Source organism: Burkholderia cepacia (assembly GCF_029962485.1).
Lineage (GTDB): Bacteria > Pseudomonadota > Gammaproteobacteria > Burkholderiales > Burkholderiaceae > Burkholderia.
This window is the reverse complement of the sequence record NZ_CP073637.1, coordinates 3,360,109-3,381,683: the sequence shown is the minus strand read 5'-3', so window position 1 is coordinate 3,381,683 and position 21,575 is coordinate 3,360,109. Positions and strand designations below refer to the sequence as shown.

Sequence of the window (21,575 nt, the reverse complement as noted above, 5' to 3'; positions counted from 1 at the left end):
GGCCGGCTCATCAGGATCGCGCATGTCCAACACACTCATGAACCTCGGCGTCAGCGGCCTGAATGCCGCGCTCTGGGGCCTCACGACGACCGGCCAGAACATCAGCAACGCGGCGACGCCCGGCTATTCGGTCGAACGCCCCGTCTATGCCGAGGCAAGCGGCCAGTACACGAGCAGCGGCTACATGCCGCAGGGCGTGAACACCGTCACCGTGCAGCGGCAGTACAGCCAATACCTGAGTGACCAGCTGAGCGGCGCGCAGACGCAGAGTGGCGCACTGTCGACGTGGTATTCGCTCGTCACGCAGCTGAACAATTACGTCGGCAGCCCGACGTCCGGCATCTCGTCCGCGATCACGAGCTACTTCACCGGGCTGCAGAACGTCGCGAACAGCGCATCCGACTCGTCCGTGCGGCAGACTGCGATGAGCAATGCGCAGACGCTCGCGAACCAGATCACGGCGGCCGGCCAGCAGTACGACGCACTGCGCCAGAGCGTGAACACGCAGATCTCGAGCACCGTGACGCAGATCAACGCGTACACCGCGCAGATCGCCCAGCTGAACCAGCAGATCGCGTCGGCGAGCAGCCAGGGCCAGCCGCCGAATCAGCTGATGGACCAGCGCGACCTCGCGGTGTCGAACCTGTCGGGCCTCGCGGGCGTGCAGGTCGTGCGCAACAGCGACGGCTACAGCGTGTTTCTCGCGGGCGGTACGCCGCTCGTCGTCTCGAACACGAGCTACCAGCTCGCGGCCGTCACGTCGCCGTCCGATCCGAGCGAACTGACCGTCGTGTCGCAGGGCATCGCCGGCGCGAACCCGCAAGGGCCGAACCAGTCCCTGTCCGACTCGTCGCTGTCGGGTGGTACGCTCGGCGGCCTGCTCGCGTTCCGCAGCCAGACGCTCGACCCGGCCGAAGCGCAGCTCGGCGCGATCGCGGCCAGCTTCGCCGCGCAAGTCAACGCGCAGAACGCGCTGGGCGTCGACCAGTCGGGCAACGTAGGCGGCAACCTGTTCACGACCGGCACGCCGGTCACGTATGCGAACCAGGGCAATACCGGCAACGCATCGCTGTCCGTGTCGTTCGCGAACGCGTCGCAGCCGAGCACGAGCGACTACACGCTGTCGTACGACGGCACGAACTACACGCTGACCGATCGCGCGAGCGGCGCGGTGGTCGGCCAGTCGACCAGCATGCCGGCGTCGATCGGCGGGCTGAACTTCTCGTTCTCGTCCGGCTCGATGAGCGCCGGCGACAAGTTCACCGTGCTGCCGACGCGCGGCGCGCTGAACGGCTTCGGCCTCGCGACGTCGAACGGCTCGGCGATTGCGGCGGCGGCGCCGTTCGTGCCGTCGGCCACCACGACGAACACGGGTACCGGGACGATCGGTGGGCTGTCGGTCACCAGCGCGACAGCCGCGGCCAACCCGCACAACTACACGATCACGATGGGCGGCACGACCGCCAGCCCGACCTATACGGTCACCGACAACACGGTCGTACCGCCGACTACCACGGCCGCGCAGCCGTTCCAGTCCGGCTCGCCGATCACGCTGACGGCCGGTGTCACGGTCACGGTGTCGGGCACGCCCACGGCCGGCGACACGTTCAAGGTCGCGCCGAACACGGGTGGCACGAACGACGGCAGCAACGCGCTCGCACTGTCGAAGCTCGTCAACGCGAAATCGTTCGGCAACGGCTCGACCACGCTGACGGGCGCTTACGCGAACTACGTGAACAACATCGGCAACACGACGAGCCAGCTGAAGTCGTCGAGCGCCGCGCAGACTTCGTTGATCGGCCAGATCACGGAAGCGCAGCAGTCGGTGTCGGGCGTGAACCAGAACGAAGAGGCGGCCAACCTGATGCAGTACCAGCAGCTCTACCAGGCGAACGCGAAGGTGATCCAGACCGCGGCGACGCTGTTCCAGACCGTGCTCGGCCTGTTCAACTGATTTCGGGGATCAAAGCGATGCGGATTTCCACCACGCAGTTCTACCAGATGAACGTCGCGCAGATGAACGATCAGCAGGCGCAGCTCTCGCAGCTGTACCAGCAGATCTCGAGCGGCGTGAGCCTCTCGACACCTGCCGACAACCCGCTCGGCGCCGCGCAGGCGGTGCAGCTGTCGATGACGTCGGCGACGCTGTCGCAGTATTCGTCGAACCAGAACACCGCACTGTCGTCGCTGCAGGCGGAGGACCAGACGCTCAACAGCGTCAACAATCTGCTGAGCAGCATTCATACGGTCGTGATCCAGGCCGGTGACGGCTCGCTGTCCGACAGCGATCGCTCGGCATTGTCGACGCAGCTGCAAGGCTATCGCAACCAGTTGCTGACGCTCGCGAACTCGACGGACGGCGCGGGCAACTACCTGTTCGCGGGCTTCCAGTCGACCACCGCGCCGTTCGCGAATGCGCCGGGCGGCGGCGTGACGTACAGCGGTGACGGGGGCGCGCGCCAGGTGCAGATCACCGACTCGACCACGGTCGCACAGGGCGACTCGGGCGAGAGCGTGTTCCTGTCGGTGCCGATGCTCGGCAGCCAGCCGGTGCCGGTCGCCGGTGCCGGCAACACGGGGACGGGCACGATCGGCGCGGTGTCGATCACCAGCCCGTCGGCCGCGACCAATACGCACCAGTTCACGATCGCGTTCGGCGGCACGGCCGCCGCGCCGACCTATACGGTCACCGACAATACCGTCGCGCCGCCTACCACGACCGCCGCGCAGCCGTATTCGGCCGACGCCGCGATCGCGCTCGGCAACGGCCTGTCGGTGCCCGTGTCGGGCAATCCGGCCGCCGGCGACACGTTCACGGTCACGCCGGCGCCGAAGGCCGGCACCGACGTGTTCGCGGCGCTCGACTCGATGATCGCCGCGCTGAAGGTGCCGGTCAGCAGCAACACCGCTGCCGCGACTGCGCTCGCGAACGCGATGACCACCGGCACGACGAAGCTGAACAATATGATGACGAACGTCCTCACCGTGCAGGCGTCGGTCGGCGGCCGCGTGCAGCAAGTGAAGGCGATGCAGACCGTGAACCAGACCAACACGCTGCAGGTCACCAGTAACCTGTCCGACCTGACGAGCACCAACATGGTGTCGACGATCAGTCAGTTTCTGCAGATGCAGAACGCGCTGACGGGCTCGCAGAAGGCATACGCGCAGTTGCAGAACCTGTCGCTGTTCCAGTACATCAATCCCTGATGCACGACGCGCCGCCCGCGATGTGAGCGCACGCTTGCGTCGCGGCCGGCGTCGACCCGCCGCCCGCGCATGTCCACGGGCGGACAGGCGCTTTACCGGGGCGTGCGATCGCGCCCCGTTTCACGCATACGGCAAGCGGCGCTTCGCGCTTGTTTCGCACATGTCAGCCCCGCCTGCGAGCCCCGCGCGTCAGCCCGCTTGCCAGCCCCATTTCCGCTCCGTAAACTCGCGCCAGATTCCAGACCGGCGCACCCTTGGCAGCCGGCGACCGACAGGAGCCCTTTCCCCATGTCCGATTCCTATTTCCCGCGCTGGCGGGTCCAGTCGACCGGCGCGGCATCGCGCGTGGTCGGCCCCGACGAGCGCCTCGCGTGGCCGCAGATGGTCGCGATGGGCGTGCAGCACGTCGTCGCGATGTTCGGTTCGACCGTACTCGCGCCGCTACTGATGGGCTTCGACCCGAACCTGTGCATCTTCATGTCGGGCATCGGCACGCTGCTGTTCTTCGTGCTGGTCGGCGGCCGCGTGCCGAGCTACCTCGGCTCGAGCTTCGCGTTCATCGGCCTCGTGATCGCGGTGACGGGCTATGGCGGCAGCGGCCCGAACCCGAACATTCCGGTCGCGCTCGGCGGGATCATTGCGTGCGGTGTGGTGTACGTCGCGATCGGCGCGCTGGTGCAGGCGATCGGCACGAACTGGATCGAGACGCTGATGCCGCCGGTCGTGACCGGCGCGGTCGTCGCGGTGATCGGGCTGAACCTCGCGCCGATCGCGGTGAAGGGCGTCTCGGCGTCGACCTTCGACTCGGTGATGGCGCTCGTCACGGTGCTGTGCGTCGGCGGCGTCGCGGTGTTCTCGCGCGGCATGGTGCAGCGCTTGCTGATCCTCGTCGGGCTCGTGATCGCCTATGCGATCTATGCGGTCGCGACCAACGGGATGGGGCTCGGCAAGCCGATCGATTTCTCGATCGTCGGGCAGGCGGCCTGGTTCGGGGTGCCGAGCTTCCGCGCACCGGTGTTCGATCCGCACGCGATGCTGATGCTGGCGCCGATCGCGGTGATCCTGGTCGCCGAGAACCTCGGCCACATCAAGGCCGTCAGCGCGATGACGGGCACGAGCCTCGATCGCTACGTGGGCCGCGCGTTCATCGGCGACGGGCTCGCGACGATCGTGTCGGGCAGCGTCGGCGGCACCGGCGTGACGACCTACGCGGAGAACATCGGCGTGATGGCCGTCACGCGGATCTACTCGACGCTGGTGTTCGCGGTCGCCGCGGTGATCGCGATCGTGCTCGGCTTCTCGCCGAAATTCGGCGCGGTGATCCAGACGATCCCGGGCCCCGTGCTCGGCGGCGTGTCGATCGTCGTGTTCGGGCTGATCGCGGTGACGGGCGCGCGGATCTGGGTCGTCAACAAGGTCGACTTCTCCGACAACCGCAACCTGATCGTCGCGGCCGTCACGCTCGTGCTCGGCGCCGGCGACTTTTCGCTGAAGATCGGCGGCTTCGGGCTCGGCGGAATCGGCACCGCGACGTTCGGCGCGATCATCCTGTACGCGATCCTGCGCAAGGAAAAGGAACCGGGCCCGGTGGTCTGAGCGCAAGCGGGCGGCGCCATGCCGCCCGCCGGTGCACCCTCACGCGCCGGTATTCGACTGCGCCTGCAGCCACGCGCAGAACTGCGCGACGAGCGGATCGTCGATCGGTGCGCGCGGCGCGATCCACCAGTAGCTGCGCGTCGCGATCCGCGGCCCGGGCAGCGGCATCACGAGCCGGCCGCTCGCGAGCTCGTCGTCGATCAGCGGCAACGGGCCGAGCGCGACGCCCAACCCGTCGACCGCTGCCTGCAGCGCCAGGTAGAAGTGGTCGAATGACTGCCGCTTGCGCCCCTTCATCGCCACGCCGGCCGCCGCGAACCAGTCGCGCCAGCCTTCCGGCCGCGTATCCGAATGCAGCAGCACGTGCCGTGCGAGATCGTCCGCGCGCGCGATCGGCGCGCGCTTGAGCAGCGCCGGGCTGCAGACCGGGATCACGCTTTCGTCGAGGAAGTGCCCGCTCGTGCAGTTCGGCCAGTGGCCGGGGCCACGGCGGATCGCGACGTCGAAGCCGTTCAGCGTGTCGAGCGGCGCGTTCGACGTCGACAGCTTCAGCTCGACGTTCGGCACGTCGCGCTGGAACCGCGACAGGCGCGGCAGCAGCCATTTCATTGCGAAGGTCGGCAACGCGTTGATGCGCAGCACGCGAGCCGCGCCAGTGTTGCGCAGCTGCTCGGTCGCGTGCGCGATGCTGTCGAACGCCGCGCGCACGGTGTCCAGGTAGCGCCGGCCTTCGTCGGTGAGCTTCACGCGCTTGCCGTAGCGGTGGAACACCGGCTTGCCGAGCCACGCCTCGAACCCGGCAATTTGCCTGCTGATGGCACCATGAGTCACATGCAGCTCGTCGCCGGCGGCGCTGAAGCTTTCATGTCGTGCCGCGGCTTCAAAGGCCCGAAGCGCGGAAAAGGGCGGGAGATCGCGTGCCATCCTTGTGATTCTAGATCACAAGGGTGCGCCGATAAAATCGTTTTGCCACGATCCGGAACGGCGGTAACCTCGGTTCACCGTTTAGTGAGGAGCACCATGCAATCCGCTGTTCCACCTGCCGCCCCGCCGTCTGCCGCGGCGCCCCGCAGCGTCGGCCTCGCCGAGCTGTTCACCGGCTTCCTGTCGCTCGGCCTGATGTCGTTCGGCGGCGCGTTGCCGTTCGCGCGACGCACGATCGTCGACGAGCGCAAGTGGCTCTCCGCCGATGAATTCACCGATCTGCTCGGCCTGTGCCAGTTCCTGCCGGGCGGCAACGTGATCAACCTGTCGGTCGCCGTCGGCATGCGTTTTCGCGGCGTTGCCGGCGCGTTCGCCGGCATTCTCGGGCTGATCGCGGGCCCGACGCTCGTCGTCGTCGCGCTCGGCGTGCTGTACGCGAAGACGCAGAACGATCCGCACGTGCAGCACCTGTTCGCGGGGCTCGCGGCCGCGGCCGCCGGGCTGCTCGTCGCGATGGCCGTGAAGGTCGCGAAGCCGCTGCGGCACGCACCGGCGGCGGCCGGCATCGCGGCGCTCGCGTTCGTCGCGATCGCGGTGCTGCGCATTCCGCTGCTGACCACGATGCTCGTGCTGACGCCTGTCAGCGTGTGGCTCGCGTCGCGCCGCCGCGACGCGGGCACGCCGCAGTCGGCGCAGGCCGCCGCGCGCGGCACCCGGCCGGGAGACCGCCCGTGACCGACACGCTGATCGCCATCGCGACGATCTTCAGCCAGCTGTCGCTGCTCGCCTTCGGCGGCGGCAACACGATCCTGCCGGAGATGCAGCGGCAGGTCGTCGACGTGCATCACTGGATGAGCGCGCACGAGTTCACCGCACTGTTCGCGCTGGCCCAGGCGGCGCCCGGGCCGAACATGATGATCGTGTCGCTGGTCGGCTGGCACGTGGCCGGCTGGGCCGGGCTGCTGGTCGCGTCGCTCGCGAAGTTCGGGCCGTCGTCGATCGTCACCGTGCTCGCGCTGCATGCGTGGGAGCGCTTTCGCGACCGGCCGTGGCGCCGCTACGTGCAGCAGGGGATGATGCCCGTCACGGCCGGGCTCGTCGCGGCAAGCGCGGTGCTGATCTCCGAGGCCTCGAACCGTACGGCCATTCAGTGGGGCATCACGGCCGCGTGCGCGGTGCTCGCGTGGCGCACGCGTATCCATCCGCTTTGGCTGCTCGCCGGCGGCGCGCTGATCGGGCTCACGGGCATCGGGCAATGAGCGGCGCACGGTAGCTTCCCGTGCGCCATACTGGCGCGAATCTTGACGGGAGGATCGATGGATCTCGACGGCGCCAGCCGCAATCTCACCGTCGCCGCGTTGCTCACGCTGTCCGGCGGCTACCTCGACGCGTACACGTACGTCGGCCACGGCCACGTGTTCGCGAACACGATGACCGGCAACGTCGCGCTGCTCGGCATCAACCTGTCGGCCGGCGAATGGGCCGCCGCGCTGCATCACGTGCCGCCGCTCGTCGGCTTCGTGATCGCGGTGTTCGTCGCGCACCTGCTCGGCCTCGCCGCGCAGCGCGGCTGGATGCGGCACACGGCGTTCGCGAGCCTGATCGTCGAGATCGCGTTTCTCGGCGTCGCCGCGAGCGGCCTCGTCGGCGCGTCGAGCGCGTGGCTGATCCCGGGCATCTCGTTCGTCGCGACGCTGCAGACGCTGTCCTTCACCCATCTCGAGGAACTGTCGTACACGTCGGTGATGACGACCGGCAACCTGCGGCGCGCCGCGCAGAAGCTGTTCGTCGGGCTGATCCCTCGTTATGACGCGGGCGCGCTGCACGACTCGGCGCTGCTCGCGACGATCAGCTTCTGCTTCCTGGCCGGCGCGGTGGCCGGCGGCCTCGTGACGCGGCTCGTGCCGGACGTCGCGCTGTGGGGCGCCGTGCTGCTGCTCGTCGGCGCATTCGCGGAAATCGTGCGGCGCGCGTGGCGCCGGCACACGGCCGACGGCGGGCCGGCGGCGGCGTGACCGCGCACCCCACGGGTGCCCCCGTGCGCCCGTCCGTTCCGCGGCGCCGGCCGCGCGATCCTTACAGACCCGACGCACCGTAAGCCGCGCGGCCGGTTGCTGCCGCGCAGCGCCTGCCGCCCGCCGGACAAGCGTCACACGCGTAACGTTGTGCGCGGGCGACAGTTCCGCCATTACCGCGCATTTCAATTTCTTTCAGCGATCGCACTCGTCATATGATTCAGCCCACATCGCGCGCGCCAAGAACGTGCGCGATCGCCACCCGGCTGCGCACGCGGCCGGCCATGAACGGAGACACCTACAAAAAGGAAAGCTCATGAAGCAGACCACCCGACTCGCAGCCATCGCAGGGGGCGCCGCGCTCGCATTTGCCAGCCAGTACGCGGCCGCACAAAGCTCGGTCACGCTCTGGGGCGTCGCCGACGCCAGCATCCGTTACCTGACCAACGCCAATGCCAAGAACGACGGCCTGCTGTCGATGACCAACGGCGCGATCACCAACAGCCGCTTCGGCATCTACGGCACGGAAGACCTCGGCGGCGGCCTGAAGGCCGTGTTCAACCTCGAAAGCGGCGTGAACCTGCAGAACGGCGCATTCGCCGACAGCGGCCGCCTGTTCAACCGCGCAGCGTACGTCGGCCTGCAGAGCCCGTACGGCACGGTGACCCTCGGCCGCCAGAAGACGCCGCTGTTCGACCTGCTGTCGGATACCTACGATCCGCTGACGGTCGGCAACTACCTCGAAAACGCGTGGCTGCCGGTCGCACTCGGCGGCGGCCTGTATGCGGACAACCAGATCAAGTACACGGGCAAGTTCGAAGGCCTGACCGCGAAGGCGATGTACTCGACCGGCACCAACTATGAATCGACCGGCGCCGGCGGCTTCTCGGGCCAGATCCCGGGCTCGCTCGGCAAGGGCAATGCGTGGGGCGTGTCGCTGTCGTACGTGATGGGTCCGCTCAGCATCGCGGCCGGCGCGCAGCAGAACAGCGACAACTCGGCACGCAAGCAGACGATCTACCACGCGAACGTCGTGTACGCGTTCAGCAAGGCGAAGATCTACGCGGGCTACCTGCGCTCGAAGGACGACACCGGCTTCGTCGACAGCCTGCTCGCGCAGCAGTCGATTCCGGTCGCGAAGGGCACGGGCCGGATCGACGACGGTCCGTTCGCGGGCGTGAGCTGGCAGGTCAGTGCGCCGCTGACGCTGACGGGTGCGTTCTACTACGACCACATGCGCAATGCGATGACCACCAACGGCACGCTCGCGAGCGGCAACCGCTATGCGATCGTCGGCATCGCCGAGTACGCACTGAGCAAGCGCACCGAAGTCTACGGCACCGTCGACTTCAACAAGACGAACGGCGCGGCGAACGTCGAGCTGCCGGGTCGCAGCAACCAGACCGGCATCGCGATCGGCTTGCGCAATATCTTCTGACGAACGTCGGAACGCATGCGCCGGCATTGGCCCGGCGCGCATCGAAGAGGCTCCGCACGGAGCCTTTTTTTTTTCGTCACGCGACCTTCATACGCGCGCACGACTATTCGGCAATCGCTCCATTGCGGAAGTCCCGCGCCGTAAGCGTTCCGTCGGCATTCCAGAACATACTTTTACAGTACGCGCGAAGGCTTTCCGCTACGCTGCGTGCATCGCCCGCTGCGTGCCGTCAGGCTCGCGCGTGCGTCGTTCCGGTGGCGCTCGAAGAGCGCGGCCGGCCAGGTGCGTAACTTGTGTATCCGGTGATGACAATCGCGGTCTGCCGGTTTTTTTCGTGGGACGATGCGCTCACGATTTTCTTGAAAGGGGATGACGATGGGTATCCTGGACACCGTGGGTGAAATCGCTGGCGCAGTCGCAGCCGTCGAAGGCGCGGAAAAGCTGGATCCGGATGCGGGCCTGCTGACCAAGGCGGCTGCGGCCGTCGCCGGTTTCAAGGGCGCCGAGGCAGTCGAAGGTCTGCTCGAGAAGAAGAAGGAAGAGCAGCCCCAGCAGCAGGCAGACGACACGCAGGCGACGGACGGCAGCGACACGTCGCAGGCATGAGCATGGCGGCTGGTCCGGCCGCGGGCGCGCCCTTCGCGCGCCCGGGCGGACCGGTGCCGCGCAGCCGGCAGGTCGGGCATGCGGTCGATCGGTGACGCATGACACACCCGGCAGCTGGTTTGACCGGCGAGAGGCCACGTCTCTCGCCGTTTTTTATTGGGCGCGCGCCTGGTCGCGCCGTGCTCCGCACGAATCCCCGAATCTTGCTATCGTGCCTTCATCCGAACTGCGATGAGGGAATGCGATGGATTTCGACTACGACCTGTTCGTCATCGGCGCCGGCTCCGGCGGCGTGAGGCTCGCGCGGATGTCCGCGTCATATGGCGCACGCGTCGGCATAGCGGAAGAAGAGCAGATCGGCGGCACCTGCGTGCTGCGCGGCTGCATCCCGAAGAAGCTGCTCGTCTACGCATCGCACTATCCGCATGAAGTCGAGGACGCGAAGGGCTTCGGCTGGACCTTCGGCGCCGGCACGCTCGACTGGTCCGCGCTGATCGCCGCGAAGGATCGCGAGATCAACCGGCTCAGCGACATCTACATCAACCTGCTGCGGCAATCGGGCGTCGACATGCACGCGGGCCGCGCGACGCTCGTCGATGCGCACACCGTCGCAATCGGCGAACGCAGCATCCGCGCGCGGCATATCGCGATCGCGACCGGCTCGCGCCCGTCGTCGCCGGCGCGGCCCGGCATCGAGCACACGATCACGTCGCGCGAGGCGCTGTCGCTCGCGACGTGCCCCAAGCGCATCGCGGTGGTCGGTGGCGGCTATATCGCGGTCGAGTTCGCGGGCATCTTCAATGGTTTCGGCAGTCACGTCGACCTGTTCTATCGCGGCGAGAAGATCCTGCGCGGCTTCGACGACGACGTGCGCCAGTTCCTGACCGACGAGATGACGAAGCAGGGCGTCGCGATCCACGCGCGTGCGGTGGTCGAGTCGATCGAACGCGCGGACGACGGCACGCTGAGCGTGCGCGTCGGCGATGCGCGGTTCGGGCCGTACGATCAGGTGCTCTATGCGACCGGCCGCGTGCCGAACGTCGACGGGCTCGGGCTCGAACAGGCGGGCGTGTTGCTCGACGCGCGCGGCGCAATTGCCGTCGATGCGTATTCGGCGACGTCGGTGCCGTCGATCCACGCGATCGGCGACGTGACGTCGCGGCCGCAGCTCACGCCGGTCGCGACGCGCGACGGCGCGCTGCTCGCGCGCACGCTGTTCGGCGGGGCGCGTGTCGCGGCCGATCATGGCTACGTGCCGTCGGCCGTGTTCAGCCAGCCCGAGGTCGCGACGGTCGGCCAGACCGAGGCCGACGCGCGTCACGCGCATGGCGAGGTCGACATCTACCGTACGTCGTTCAAGGCACTGCGCCATACGCTGTCGGGCCGCGACGAGCGCACGATGATGAAGCTCGTCGTCGCGCGCGACAGCCAGCGCGTGGTCGGCGCGCACATGGTCGGCCGCGACGCGGGCGAAATCATCCAGGGCATCGCGATCGCCATTCGCGCGGGCGCGACGAAGGCGCAGTTCGACGACACGATCGGTATTCATCCGACCGCGGCGGAGGAATTCGTGACGATGCGGCAGAAGCTGGCTGATTAGCGGGCGCAGTCGCGCGCATGTCGGCACGCGCGCGACTGGATTGCCGGATTGCGCATTGGCCGGCGAGCCGATTAACGACGCATCGACGATCGAGCGATCGCGGCGATTGTTTTTGAGGTGTCGCTAATGTTGCCTGGGCGAATCGTGATCGGCCGGGCGAACGGCGTGCCGCTCCGATAACAAAAAAACGGGGTATTTTGTCCGCGTGTCAGCCAGGTATTTTGCGACAAGGATTTTCACGAGTAATCGTGATTTTCAGATAAGTACGAAAATCGTCAACTATTATCAAGAACCCCCGTCTCAATAAGCGGCCTTGATATGATCGAAAAAAATCATATACGGGGTCGGCCATGCGTAATCCGCTACGCAGCAATCACAATAAAGCGATAATCGGCGCGCGCGAACCAGTCGCGCATTGCGTCGCGCCTCCTTCCTTTGCCGCAACACGTTCGTTGCGCGCCCCCGTCCGCCATATGTCGCCATCGCCTGCCCGGCGATGAATCCGCACGCACGCATCGCGCCGATGCGTGCGTATCCGTTCGCGCCGTAGCTGTTTCGACCGCCGGATCGTCCGCGAGCCGGCGCGCCCGCCCAGGGCCAACTTTCCATGCAAGGAGACCAGCAGTGAACATTCAGACACGACGCACCGTCCTCGTGGCGGCCGCGGTCGTCGCAGCGCTGTCCGGCTGCGCGACCGAATCGTCGCGTACGCTCGACGTGCCGGCCGTCAGTAGCGCGCAGAAGCCGTATGCGGGCAAACCCGTCGCGATCGCGATCGGCAAGTTCGACAACCGATCGAGCTACATGCGCGGCATCTTCTCCGACGGCATCGACCGCCTCGGCGGGCAGGCGAAGACGATCCTCGTCACGCGCCTGCAGCAAAGCCGGCGCTTCAACGTGCTCGATCGCGAGAACCTCGACGAGATCAAGCAGGAAGCCGGTTTCATGAAGAAGGCGCAGGCCGTGAAGGGCGCGAACTACGTGGTGACGGGCGACGTGACCGAGTTCGGCCGCAAGGACGTCGGCGATCACCAGCTATTCGGCATCCTCGGCCGCGGCAAGACGCAGGTCGCCTACGCGAAGGTCAACCTGAACATCGTTGATACGACGACGTCGGAAGTCGTCGCATCGAGCCAGGGTGCGGGCGAATTCAGCCTGTCGAACCGGGAGGTGATCGGCTTCGGCGGCACGGCCGGCTACGACTCGACGCTCAACGGCAAGGTGCTGGACCTCGCGATCCAGGAGGCCGTGAATCATCTCGTCGACCAGGTCGACGCCGGGGCGCTGAAGGCCGCGCAGTAACCGTCGCGCGACTTGCCGCAGCGGGGCGCCGGAGCCGGTGCGCCGCTGGACCGATTCACCACGACATTACAAGAGAAAAGACCATGAAACGGGGTAACTGGCTGCCGGCGACGGCCGCCGCCTTGCTGCTCGCCGGCTGCGCGAGCTCCACGCCGCCGCTTTATCAGTGGACCGGCTATCAGCCGCAGGTGTACGAATACTTCAAGGGGCAGAAATCGCCGCAGGAGCAGATCGACGCGCTCGAGAAAGCACTGCAGGACATTCGCGGCAAGGGGCATACGCCGCCGCCGGGCTTCCATGCGCACCTCGGCATGCTGTACGCGAGCATCGGCAGCGAGCAGCAGGCGGAACAGGAGCTGCAGGCCGAGAAGCAGCTGTTTCCGGAGTCCGCGACCTACATGGACTTCCTGCTGAAAAAGAAAGGCGGCGCGCCGAAGGCCGCCGACCCGAAGGCGGCTGGCCAGAAGACCGTCGACCAGACGGTCGCCGGTCAGAAAAACGCCGACCCGACCACCGCCAAACAGTGAGCGACGCGCCAGCCATGATCAAGACACTCTCATTCAAGCTGACGTTCGTGCTGTCGATCGTTGCGCTGCTGAGCGCATGCGCGCAGCCGGTTAAACGGCCCGACTACACGGCGTTCAAGAAGAGCCAGCCGCGCTCGATTCTCGTGCTGCCGCCCGTCAACGAAACCTCCGACGTCGGCGCGACCTACGGGGTGCTGTCGCAGATGACGCTACCGCTCGCCGAGTCCGGCTATTACGTCGTGCCGGTTGCCGTGATGGACGAGACCTTCAAGCAGAACGGCCTGACCAATGCGGCCGAGATCCAGGAGACGCCGCCTGCGAAACTGCGCGAGATCTTCGGCGCGGATGCCGCGCTGTATTCGAAGGTGTCGCAGTACGGCACCGTCTACCGGATTCTCGCGAGCGCGACGGTCGTGTCGGCGTCGGCGAAGCTCGTCGATCTGCGCACCGGGGATGTGCTGTGGCAGGGGCAGGCGAGTGCGAGCAGCGACGAGGGCGGCAACAACGGTGGCGGCGGCCTGATCGGCATGCTCGTGGTGGCCGCGGTCAAGCAGATCGCGAATACGTTGATGGATCAGAGTCACGACGTCGCCGCGTTCACGAGCGGGCGCCTGCTGTCGGCCGGCCCGCCGGCCGGCTTGCTGTACGGCCCGCATTCGCCGAAGTACGGCACGGACTGAGCGATGCGCGTTGCCGCATCACCGTGACGCAACAGTACGGCCGCGCATCCGCGCGGCCGTTTCGCATTGGCGCGGCGTGCAGGCCGCTCAATGCACGCCGAACGCGTCGAGCATCCGGTACCAGCTCATCGCGAGCACCAGTGCCGGCGTACGCAGCGCCTCGCCGCCGGGGAAGTCGCGATGCCGGATCTTGTCGAACAGGTCGAAGCGGCTCGCCTGTCCATTGATCGCTTCGGCGATCAGCTTGCCCGCGAGCGCGGTCGTGTTCACGCCGTGCCCCGAGAACCCCTGCGCGAAGTACATCGTCGGCGCGATACGGCCGAAGTGCGGCGCGCGGTTCATCGTGATGTCGACGAAGCCGCCCCATGCATAGTCGACCTTCACGTCCGCGAGTTGCGGGAACGTCTTCAGCATGTCCGCACGCATCGCCGCGGCGAGGTCGCGCGGCTCCCGCGTCGAATAGCTCACCTTGCCGCCCCACACGAGCCGGGTGTCGGGCGCCGGCCGGAAATAGTCGAGCACGAAGCGGCTGTCGCAGATCGCCGCGCGTGCGGGCATCAGCGCGGCGGCGCGCGCTTCGCCGAGCGGCTCCGTCGCGATCACGTAGGTGCCGACCGGCATGATCTTCTTCGACAGCGCGGGCGCGAGCGTGCCGATGTAGGTGTTGCACGCGAGCACGACGAAGCGCGCGCGCACGTTGCCGCCGCCCGTCTCGACGACGTGGCCGCCCGACACGTCGCGCACGCGTGTCACGCAGCTGCCCTCGTGGATGCGCACGCCCGCGTCGGTCGCCGCACGCGCGAGGCCGAGCGTGTAGTTGAGCGGATGCAGGTGGCCGCTGTCGGGGTCGTACAGCCCGCCGCAATAGCGGGCCGACTGCACGTAGTCGCCGAGCTCCTCGGCTTCGACGAAGTGAAAACGGTCGTAGCCGAAGCGTTTCGCGGCTTCGTCGCGCCAGCGCTTCAGCGAATCGGCGTCGCGCTCGGTGTTCGCCGCGGTCAGGTAGCCGGGCACCAGCGCGCAGTCGATGTCGTGCTGTGCGATGCGCGACTTCACGAGCGATAGCGTTTCGAGCCCCATGTCCCACATGCGCTTCACGTCGCCTTCCGGCATGAACTGCCCGAACGTGTCGATGTCGCACGCAAAGCCGCCGATCAGCTGGCCGCCGTTGCGGCCGCTCGCCGCCCATCCGACCCGCGATGCTTCGAGCACGGTCACCGAATGGCCGCGCTCGGCGAGGTTGAGCGCGGCGGACAGGCCCGTGAGGCCCGCGCCGATCACGCACACATCGGCGTCGATCGTGCCGGCAAGCGGCGCGTGGCGGGTCGTATCGTTGGCGGTCGCCGCGTAGTAGGACGCGACGTGCGGCTGGTTGGCGAATGTCTGCATGGTCAGGAGAACGGAGAAAGGGGGGCTTAGAACAGTTCACGCACGCGGTGGTACAGCATCCCGAGCTCGAGCGCGGGTTGCCGCCATGCGTCGCCGCCGGGAAAGCGCCGGTGACGCACGCGTGCAAACAGGTCGAACGCGCGCGTATCGCCCGCGATCGCACCGGCGATCGCGCGTCCGGCAATGCCGGTGAGCGCGACGCCGTGCCCGCTGAAGCCCTGGACGTAGAAGAAGTTCGGATCGAGTGCGCCGAAATCCGGCGCGCGGTTGCGCGTGACGTCGACGAAGCCGCCCCACGCGTGGTCGACGCGCACGTCACCGAGCTGCGGGAACACGCCGACCATGCGCTGCCGGATCGTTTCGGCAAGCGTGGCGGGCGACGCGCCGGCCGAGTTCGCGCGACCGCCGAACAGCATCCGGTGGTCGGCCGACAGCCGGAAATAGTCGAGGAAGAAATTGTTGTCGCACACGGCTTCGCGCCGGGCGATCAGTGCGTCGGCGCGCGCCTGGCCGAGCGGCTCGGTTGCGATGATGTACGACGCGATCGGTGCGATGCGGGCGGCGGTCGCGGCGGGCAGGATGCCGCCGGGCCCCGCGTTGCAGCACGACACGACGTAGCGGCAGCGTACCTCGCCCGACGGCGTGCGCACGACGGGCCGCGCGCCGCGCACGACGTCGAGCGCCGGCGTGTGCGCATACAGCGCGACACCTTCGCGGCGCGCGGCGTCGGCGAGGCCGAGGCAGTACTTGAGCGGATGCAGGTGGCCCGACAGCGGATCGTGCACGCCGGCCAGATAGCGCGTCGATGCAACGCGTGCTTGGATCTCGCCGGTGTCGAGCCACGCGAGCGACGGATGGCCCCAGCGCGACGTCGCGGCCTCCATCCATGCGCGCAGGTCGTCGATGCGGCGCGGCTTCGTCGCGACCGTCAGGTAGCCGCGCGTAAAGTCGCAGTCGATCCCGTAGCGCGCGATGCGTTCGGCGATCAGCGCGACGCCGTCGAGCGACAGCGACCACGCGGCACGTGCGCCGTCGGCGCCGAGCTGCTGCTCGATCACCTCGTCCTTCGCGAAGCCGGTGATGGCCTGGCCGCCGTTGCGGCCCGACGCGCCCCAGCCCGGCCGGTGCGCATCGATCAGGGCGACGGACAGCCCGCGCGCGCGACAGTCGAGCGCCGTCGACAGGCCCGCGAAGCCGGCGCCGATCACGCAGACGTCGACGTCGATCGCCGCCTCGAGCTCAGGGTCGTCAACCACGGGCCGTGTGACCGTTGCCTCGTAGTACGAGTCGCGCGCGAGCGCATCGGCGCGGCGGGTGAAAGACTGCGTCATGAAACCGGCTCCCTCGAAAAGGCTGCAACCTGCTCGCAGCCACCCCTGAAAACGGCGCGGGACGCCGTGCGCGCGGCACGGCGTCCCGCGTGTGCTGCGTCAGAACGAATAGATGAACTGCGTGGCGAGCAGGTCGTTGGACTTGCCGTACGAACCGTCGTTGCGCAGGAACACCTTGTTGTTCGCCCAGTCGTGCCGGTATTCGACCTTCACGGTGATCTGCTGGGTCGGATAGAACAGCAGGTCGAGCGCGACGTCCTGGCGTACCGCCCCCTTGCACTCGAAGCCCAGGCCGCCGCCGGCCTTCGACTGCGCGAGGCAGTCCGCGTCGACGCCGAAGCCGTTGCTCGGATCCATCCCGTTGCCGTTCAGCGCGATGCCGCCACCGCCGCCGCCGTTCTTCGAGTTGGCGAGCAGGTCGTAGCGCAGCGTCACGCCCATGCGGCCGACCACCGGCGCGTTGAACTTGCGGTGCGCGAGCAGCGACAGGCCGTACCACTGCGCGAGCCCGCCGTTGAACGCGGCATGCTGCTGCCGGCCGTAGTCGACTTCCGCGTTGTACTGAATATCGGCGAGCGTGTAGGTCGCGTCGAGTTCGCCGAAGAAGAACGAACCGTAGGCGCTCGGCGCGTTGGCGCCCGACCCGTAGTGCACGACGCCGTTCGAATCGATCGCGCTGGACAGCGTCTGGCGGCCGATGTTGAACGAACCGCCGAGGTCAAGCGCGCTCGACCACGTGTAGTCCGCGCGCGCGGTGAATGTCGGCACCCTGTTGCTGGTGGTGATCGGGTCGCCGAGCGCATTCACGCCCGTCTGCGTGACCGAACCGTACGTGCGGTACTGCTCGTTGCCGAGGAAGAACTTCCACGCCCAGTTGCCCTTCGTGTAGTTCGCGCCGACGCCGACGTAGCTGCCCGGATCCGAGAAATCGTACAGCAGGTTGTGCGTGAGCGTGAGCATCTGGTTCGACTGCTGCACCTCGTAGCCGCCGAAGCTCGGGATCAAGCCGGCGACCAGCGTCGTCTCGGCGGTGATCGGCACGTTGATGACGGCCGTGTTCAGCAGGTTGTCGGTGATCGAGCCGCGCGAGTTCTGCAGCAGCGTGATGCCGTTGCCGCGGTTCGGCATCAACGTGATCTCGGCCGACGGCGCCATCGGGCCGACGCCGAACGTCTTCTTGATGTCGAGGTAGAGATCGCCGAACGTGCTGTTGAAGTAGTTGTACGCGTTCTCGTGGTTCGCAAACAGGAACGACGACGTGCCGGCCGCGCGGTTGTAGATGTAGGTCGGGTCGATGTAGCCCGTGACCGACAGGCCGGCGAGCGGGCCCGTGTTGGCCGCGTCGGTCAGCGAATCGACCTTCAGCTGCTGGTTGGCGATCTGCTGCTTCATTTCGCCGACTTCGTCGTTGGTCAGCGTGGCCTGCGCCTTGCCATAGTCCGGCGAGCCCCGGGTCGACGGCCACTGCGACCGGCGCTGCTCCGGCCTTCGCGCCGGCCTGCGCGGTCGCGGCACCGCCCTTCGCCGAGAGCAGCGCCTGCATCGACTTCATCTGTTTCTGCAGTGCCGCGACCTGCGCCTGCAGCGCCTTGATCTCGGCGGATGTCGAGTCGGCCAGCGCGATGCCCGGCAACGCGCCGGCCACCAGCAGGCAGATCAGTTTCTTCTTCATTGCGGATTCTCCTTGTCGTGCGCCTGTCAAATCGGGATCGAATCGCGCGCCCCCCTGGGGCAGCGCGTCTTGTTTGTCTGCAGTGCTTGTTATCCTTGAAGCGGGAGGTGCGTCGTCAGGCTGCCGCAAACGCCGCCTTCAGGTCGGCCATCCGGCGCCGCTCGCGCGCGATCATCATCCGGTTCACGACGATCACGCCGATCGTCACGGCCGTGATGAACAGCGTCGCCAGGGCGTTCATCTCAGGGTTCAGCCCCAGCCGCACGCGCGAGAACACCACCAGCGGCAGCGTCGTCGACCCCGGCCCCGACAGGAACGCCGACAGCACCAGGTCGTCGATCGACAGCGTGAACGACAGCAGCCACCCCGACAGCAGCGCCTGCGAGATCAACGGCAGCGTCACCACGAAGAACACCTTCAGCGGCGTCGCGCCCAGATCCAGCGCCGCCTCCTCCAGCGACTTGTTCATCTCCTTCACACGCGACTGCACGATGATCGCCACGTACGACACGCACAACATCACGTGACCGATCCAGATCGTCACCATCCCGCGACCCTTCGGCCAGCCGAACATCTGCTCCAGCGCCACGAACAGCAGCAAGAGCGAGATGCCCTGGATCACTTCCGGAATCACCAGCGGCGCGTTGATCATCCCCGTGTACAGCGTGAAGCCCTTGAAGCGGCCGAAGCGCGCGAGCACGAAGCCTGCCCACGTGCCGATCACGACCGACGCGGTCGCCGTCAGCAGGCCGATCTTCAGCGACAGCCACGCGGCCGTCAGCAGCTCGTCGTCCTCCAGCAGCGCCGCGTACCACTTCAGCGAGAAGCCCGACCACACCGTCACCAGCTTCGACTCGTTGAACGAGTACACGATCAGGCTGATGATCGGGATGTACAGGAACAGGAAGCCGAAGGCGAGGACGCCCGTCGACAGCGGTTTGCTCGGCTTGATCATTTCGCTTCCTCCAGTTCCTTGACCTGGTAGTACTGGAACAGCGCCATCGGCACCAGCAACAGCAGCACCATTGCGACCGTCACCGCGGACGCCATCGGCCAGTCCATGTTGTTGAAGAATTCATCCCACATCACGCGGCCGATCATCAGCGTGTCGGCGCCGCCCAGCAGCTCCGGAATCACGTACTCGCCGACTGCCGGGATGAACACCAGCAGGCTGCCGGCGATGATCCCGTTCTTCGACAGCGGCAGCGTGATGCGCGTGAACGCGACCCACGGCTTCGCGCCCAGGTCGTACGCGGCTTCGAGCAGCGTCAGGTCCATCTTCACGAGGTGCGCGTACAGCGGCATCACCATGAACGGCAGGTACGAATAGACCATCCCGATGTAGACGCCCGCATCGCTGTGGTAGAGACGCAGCGGCGTGTGGATGATGCCCAGCGCGATCAGCGTGTGGTTCAGCAGGCCGTCGTCCTTCAGGATGCCGATCCATGCATAGACGCGGATCAGGAACGAGGTCCAGAACGGCAGCATCACGGCCATCATCAGCACGTTGCGGCGGTTCGGCTCCGAGCGCGCGATGTAGTACGCCATCGGATAGCCGATCAGCAGGCACAGTACGGTCGACACGGCGGCCATCTTCAGCGAGCTGAGGTAGGTCGCGATGTACAGGTCGTCCTGCAGCAGGAACGCGTAGTGCGACAGCTGCAGCGCGAAGTGCACGACGCCGTCCTTGAACTCGACGAGCGACGTGTACGGCGGGATGCCCATCACCTGGTCGGCGAAGCTGATCTTCAGCACCAGCACGAACGGCAGCGCGAAGAACACCGCGAGCCACAGGAACGGCACGCCGATCGCGACGCTTCGGCCCGACGGCAGGAAGCGCGACAGCGCGGCGAAGCGGCCCGGGCGCGACCGGCCGGCGCCGGTGCTCGCGGCGCCGGCAGACACCGGCGTGGAAGGCGTGGAAGCAGAGGTTCTCATCGCGTCGTCCTCATTGCGTCAGCACGACGCCGCTGGCCGGCGACCACGACACGAACACGTCGTCGTTCCAGGCCGGCGCGTTGTCGCTCATCAGGTGCGAGCTCGACAGGTTCGACACCACCGTCTTGCCGCTCGGCAGGCGCACGTGGTACAGCGAGTAGCTGCCCATGTACGCGATGTCGGTCACGACGCCGCGCGCCCAGTTGTGTTTCGAACCCGGTTTCTCGCGCGACACGTGGATGCGCTCCGGGCGCACCGAGATGCCGACCGGCATCCCGAGCGGCCCGGTGATGCCGTGGCTCACGTACATGCGCGCTTCGAGGTCGTCGCTCTCGACAAAGATGTGATCGGGTTCGTCCTCGACGACGCGGCCTTCGAACAGGTTGGTCGAGCCGATGAATTCGGCCGAGAAGCGGCTGTTCGGGAATTCGTAGACTTCACCCGGCGCGCCGATCTGCACGATCTTGCCTTCGCTCATCACCGCGAGGCGGCTGGCCATCGTCATCGCCTCTTCCTGGTCGTGCGTGACCATCACGCAGGTCACGTCGACCTTCTCGATGATGTTCACGAGTTCGAGCTGGGTCTTCTGGCGGATCTTCTTGTCGAGCGCCGACATCGGCTCGTCGAGCAGCAGGAGCTTCGGGCGCTTGACCAGCGAGCGGGCCAGCGCGACGCGCTGCTGCTGGCCACCGGAGAGCTGATGCGGCTTGCGCTGCGCGTACTTGCTCATCTGCACGAGCGCGAGCGCATCGGCCACGCGCTCCTTGATCTCGTTCTTCGGCGTGCCTTCCTGCTTCAGGCCGAATGCGACGTTCGATTCGACCGTCATGTGCGGGAACAGCGCGTACGACTGGAACATCATGTTCACCGGGCGGCGGTACGGCGGCAGCGACGCGAGGTCCTCGCCGTCGACGAAGATCTTGCCGGAGGTCGCCGTTTCCAGCCCGGCGAGCATGCGCAGCAGCGTGGACTTGCCGCAGCCCGAGCTGCCGAGCAGCGCGAACAGCTCGTTTTTCGCGATCGTCAGGTTCACGTTGTCGACGGCCGTGCTGTCGCCGAATTTCTTCACGACGTTTTCGATGCGCACAAATGCGTCGTTTTGCGGGCGGGCCGCGGCGGCCGGTTGGGTCTGTCTTGCAGCAGCGGAAGAGGGTATCGATTGCATGGGAGTCACCATTCGTTCTTCACGGATTGCAGGCGTGAGCGTCCCCGCACGAGGCGCACAATGCGACTCGCGGACGACGGCTCGTGCCGGATGGAACAGTGCGCGCGGCGCGCGCGGGCGGACGGAGGTCCGCGGATCTCAGGCGGGCAGGCGTGAAGCGATGCCTGCGCCGCCGGAATGCTTGG

At 67.2% G+C, this 21,575-nt stretch carries 18 protein-coding genes and 1 pseudogene; 12 read left to right on the top strand and 7 right to left on the bottom strand.

Annotation, left to right across the window (positions count from 1 at the left end; genetic code table 11):
* The first annotated feature begins 22 nt into the window (after positions 1-22).
* The 3 genes from flgK to KEC55_RS15730 all read left to right on the top strand — a co-directional run bounded on the left by flgK (position 23) and on the right by KEC55_RS15730 (position 4,803).
* Positions 23-1,954: a flagellar hook-associated protein FlgK gene (flgK, locus tag KEC55_RS15740; RefSeq protein ID WP_282506139.1), complete on the top strand. Its 1,932-nt coding sequence runs from the start codon at positions 23-25 to the stop codon at positions 1,952-1,954.
* A gap of 17 nt (positions 1,955-1,971) precedes the next feature.
* Positions 1,972-3,207 carry a flagellar hook-associated protein FlgL gene (flgL, locus tag KEC55_RS15735; RefSeq protein WP_282506138.1) on the top strand — a complete coding sequence of 412 codons (1,236 nt, stop codon included), beginning with the start codon at positions 1,972-1,974 and terminating at the stop codon, positions 3,205-3,207.
* Positions 3,208-3,495: 288 nt separating this feature from the next.
* Positions 3,496-4,803: a solute carrier family 23 protein gene (locus KEC55_RS15730; protein ID WP_282506137.1), complete on the top strand. Its 1,308-nt coding sequence runs from the start codon at positions 3,496-3,498 to the stop codon at positions 4,801-4,803.
* Between the two features lie 39 nt (positions 4,804-4,842).
* Here the strand turns inward: KEC55_RS15730 and KEC55_RS15725 are convergent, their stop codons facing one another.
* Positions 4,843-5,727, bottom strand: a complete 885-nt coding sequence (locus tag KEC55_RS15725) for a transcriptional regulator GcvA (RefSeq protein WP_282506136.1) — start codon at positions 5,725-5,727, stop codon at positions 4,843-4,845.
* 96 nt (positions 5,728-5,823) lie between these two features.
* Between KEC55_RS15725 and KEC55_RS15720 the strand changes: the two genes are divergently transcribed.
* The 9 genes from KEC55_RS15720 (at position 5,824) to KEC55_RS15680 (ending at position 13,895) form a co-directional block, all read left to right on the top strand.
* Positions 5,824-6,462 (top strand): chromate transporter, encoded by a 639-nt coding sequence (locus tag KEC55_RS15720; protein ID WP_282506135.1) that lies wholly within the window; start codon positions 5,824-5,826, stop codon positions 6,460-6,462.
* Positions 6,459-6,986, top strand: coding sequence for a chromate transporter (locus tag KEC55_RS15715; protein WP_176050724.1), 528 nt, complete (start codon positions 6,459-6,461; stop codon positions 6,984-6,986). Before KEC55_RS15720 ends, KEC55_RS15715 begins: the two co-directional genes overlap by 4 nt.
* A 57-nt stretch (positions 6,987-7,043) precedes the next feature.
* Entirely contained in the window at positions 7,044-7,742 is a 699-nt protein-coding gene (locus KEC55_RS15710; protein WP_282506134.1) for a YoaK family protein, read from the top strand.
* Positions 7,743-8,058: 316 nt separating this feature from the next.
* Entirely contained in the window at positions 8,059-9,180 is a 1,122-nt protein-coding gene (locus KEC55_RS15705; RefSeq protein ID WP_011353454.1) for a porin, read from the top strand.
* 375 nt (positions 9,181-9,555) lie between these two features.
* Positions 9,556-9,786, top strand: coding sequence for a hypothetical protein (locus KEC55_RS15700; protein WP_176050721.1), 231 nt, complete (start codon positions 9,556-9,558; stop codon positions 9,784-9,786).
* A 244-nt stretch (positions 9,787-10,030) separates the two neighbouring features.
* Entirely contained in the window at positions 10,031-11,386 is a 1,356-nt protein-coding gene (gene gor / locus KEC55_RS15695; protein ID WP_282506133.1) for a glutathione-disulfide reductase, read from the top strand.
* A 630-nt stretch (positions 11,387-12,016) separates the two neighbouring features.
* On the top strand, positions 12,017-12,688 hold the full coding sequence (locus KEC55_RS15690) for a CsgG/HfaB family protein (RefSeq protein ID WP_282507541.1): 672 nt from the start codon (positions 12,017-12,019) through the stop codon (positions 12,686-12,688).
* 83 nt (positions 12,689-12,771) lie between these two features.
* Positions 12,772-13,215: a DUF4810 domain-containing protein gene (locus KEC55_RS15685; protein WP_282506132.1), complete on the top strand. Its 444-nt coding sequence runs from the start codon at positions 12,772-12,774 to the stop codon at positions 13,213-13,215.
* Between the two features lie 14 nt (positions 13,216-13,229).
* Positions 13,230-13,895 (top strand): DUF799 domain-containing protein, encoded by a 666-nt coding sequence (locus KEC55_RS15680; RefSeq protein ID WP_282506131.1) that lies wholly within the window; start codon positions 13,230-13,232, stop codon positions 13,893-13,895.
* Between the two features lie 87 nt (positions 13,896-13,982).
* On the opposite strand, the gene KEC55_RS15675 is transcribed toward KEC55_RS15680, so the two are convergent.
* From KEC55_RS15675 to KEC55_RS15650, 6 genes and pseudogenes are all read right to left on the bottom strand, one after another.
* A complete protein-coding gene (locus KEC55_RS15675; RefSeq protein ID WP_282506130.1) occupies positions 13,983-15,284 on the bottom strand; it encodes an NAD(P)/FAD-dependent oxidoreductase in 1,302 nt (433 codons plus the stop codon).
* Positions 15,285-15,310: 26 nt separating this feature from the next.
* Positions 15,311-16,615: an NAD(P)/FAD-dependent oxidoreductase gene (locus tag KEC55_RS15670; RefSeq protein ID WP_282506129.1), complete on the bottom strand. Its 1,305-nt coding sequence runs from the start codon at positions 16,613-16,615 to the stop codon at positions 15,311-15,313.
* Positions 16,616-16,714: 99 nt separating this feature from the next.
* A pseudogene (locus KEC55_RS15665) lies at positions 16,715-18,287 on the bottom strand (DUF3138 family protein).
* Between the two features lie 115 nt (positions 18,288-18,402).
* Entirely contained in the window at positions 18,403-19,242 is an 840-nt protein-coding gene (locus KEC55_RS15660; RefSeq protein ID WP_059232999.1) for an ABC transporter permease subunit, read from the bottom strand.
* Positions 19,239-20,225 carry an ABC transporter permease subunit gene (locus KEC55_RS15655; RefSeq protein WP_282506128.1) on the bottom strand — a complete coding sequence of 329 codons (987 nt, stop codon included), beginning with the start codon at positions 20,223-20,225 and terminating at the stop codon, positions 19,239-19,241. Before KEC55_RS15655 ends, KEC55_RS15660 begins: the two co-directional genes overlap by 4 nt.
* Positions 20,226-20,235: 10 nt before the next feature.
* Positions 20,236-21,390 carry an ABC transporter ATP-binding protein gene (locus tag KEC55_RS15650; protein ID WP_282506127.1) on the bottom strand — a complete coding sequence of 385 codons (1,155 nt, stop codon included), beginning with the start codon at positions 21,388-21,390 and terminating at the stop codon, positions 20,236-20,238.
* Positions 21,391-21,575: the final 185 nt, after the last annotated feature.

Excerpts from the sequence above, each read along its gene's own strand:
- flgK (WP_282506139.1), top strand. The coding sequence starts at position 23 with ATGTCCAACACACTCATGAACCTCGGCGTCAGCGGCCTGAATGCCGCG.
- flgL (WP_282506138.1), top strand. The coding sequence starts at position 1,972 with ATGCGGATTTCCACCACGCAGTTCTACCAGATGAACGTCGCGCAGATG.
- KEC55_RS15730 (WP_282506137.1), top strand. The coding sequence starts at position 3,496 with ATGTCCGATTCCTATTTCCCGCGCTGGCGGGTCCAGTCGACCGGCGCG.
- KEC55_RS15725 (WP_282506136.1), bottom strand. The coding sequence starts at position 5,727 with ATGGCACGCGATCTCCCGCCCTTTTCCGCGCTTCGGGCCTTTGAAGCC.
- KEC55_RS15720 (WP_282506135.1), top strand. The coding sequence starts at position 5,824 with ATGCAATCCGCTGTTCCACCTGCCGCCCCGCCGTCTGCCGCGGCGCCC.
- KEC55_RS15710 (WP_282506134.1), top strand. The coding sequence starts at position 7,044 with ATGGATCTCGACGGCGCCAGCCGCAATCTCACCGTCGCCGCGTTGCTC.
- KEC55_RS15705 (WP_011353454.1), top strand. The coding sequence starts at position 8,059 with ATGAAGCAGACCACCCGACTCGCAGCCATCGCAGGGGGCGCCGCGCTC.
- KEC55_RS15700 (WP_176050721.1), top strand. The coding sequence starts at position 9,556 with ATGGGTATCCTGGACACCGTGGGTGAAATCGCTGGCGCAGTCGCAGCC.
- gor (WP_282506133.1), top strand. The coding sequence starts at position 10,031 with ATGGATTTCGACTACGACCTGTTCGTCATCGGCGCCGGCTCCGGCGGC.
- KEC55_RS15685 (WP_282506132.1), top strand. The coding sequence starts at position 12,772 with ATGAAACGGGGTAACTGGCTGCCGGCGACGGCCGCCGCCTTGCTGCTC.
- KEC55_RS15680 (WP_282506131.1), top strand. The coding sequence starts at position 13,230 with ATGATCAAGACACTCTCATTCAAGCTGACGTTCGTGCTGTCGATCGTT.
- KEC55_RS15675 (WP_282506130.1), bottom strand. The coding sequence starts at position 15,284 with ATGCAGACATTCGCCAACCAGCCGCACGTCGCGTCCTACTACGCGGCG.
- KEC55_RS15670 (WP_282506129.1), bottom strand. The coding sequence starts at position 16,615 with ATGACGCAGTCTTTCACCCGCCGCGCCGATGCGCTCGCGCGCGACTCG.
- KEC55_RS15660 (WP_059232999.1), bottom strand. The coding sequence starts at position 19,242 with ATGATCAAGCCGAGCAAACCGCTGTCGACGGGCGTCCTCGCCTTCGGC.
- KEC55_RS15655 (WP_282506128.1), bottom strand. The coding sequence starts at position 20,225 with ATGAGAACCTCTGCTTCCACGCCTTCCACGCCGGTGTCTGCCGGCGCC.
- KEC55_RS15650 (WP_282506127.1), bottom strand. The coding sequence starts at position 21,390 with ATGCAATCGATACCCTCTTCCGCTGCTGCAAGACAGACCCAACCGGCC.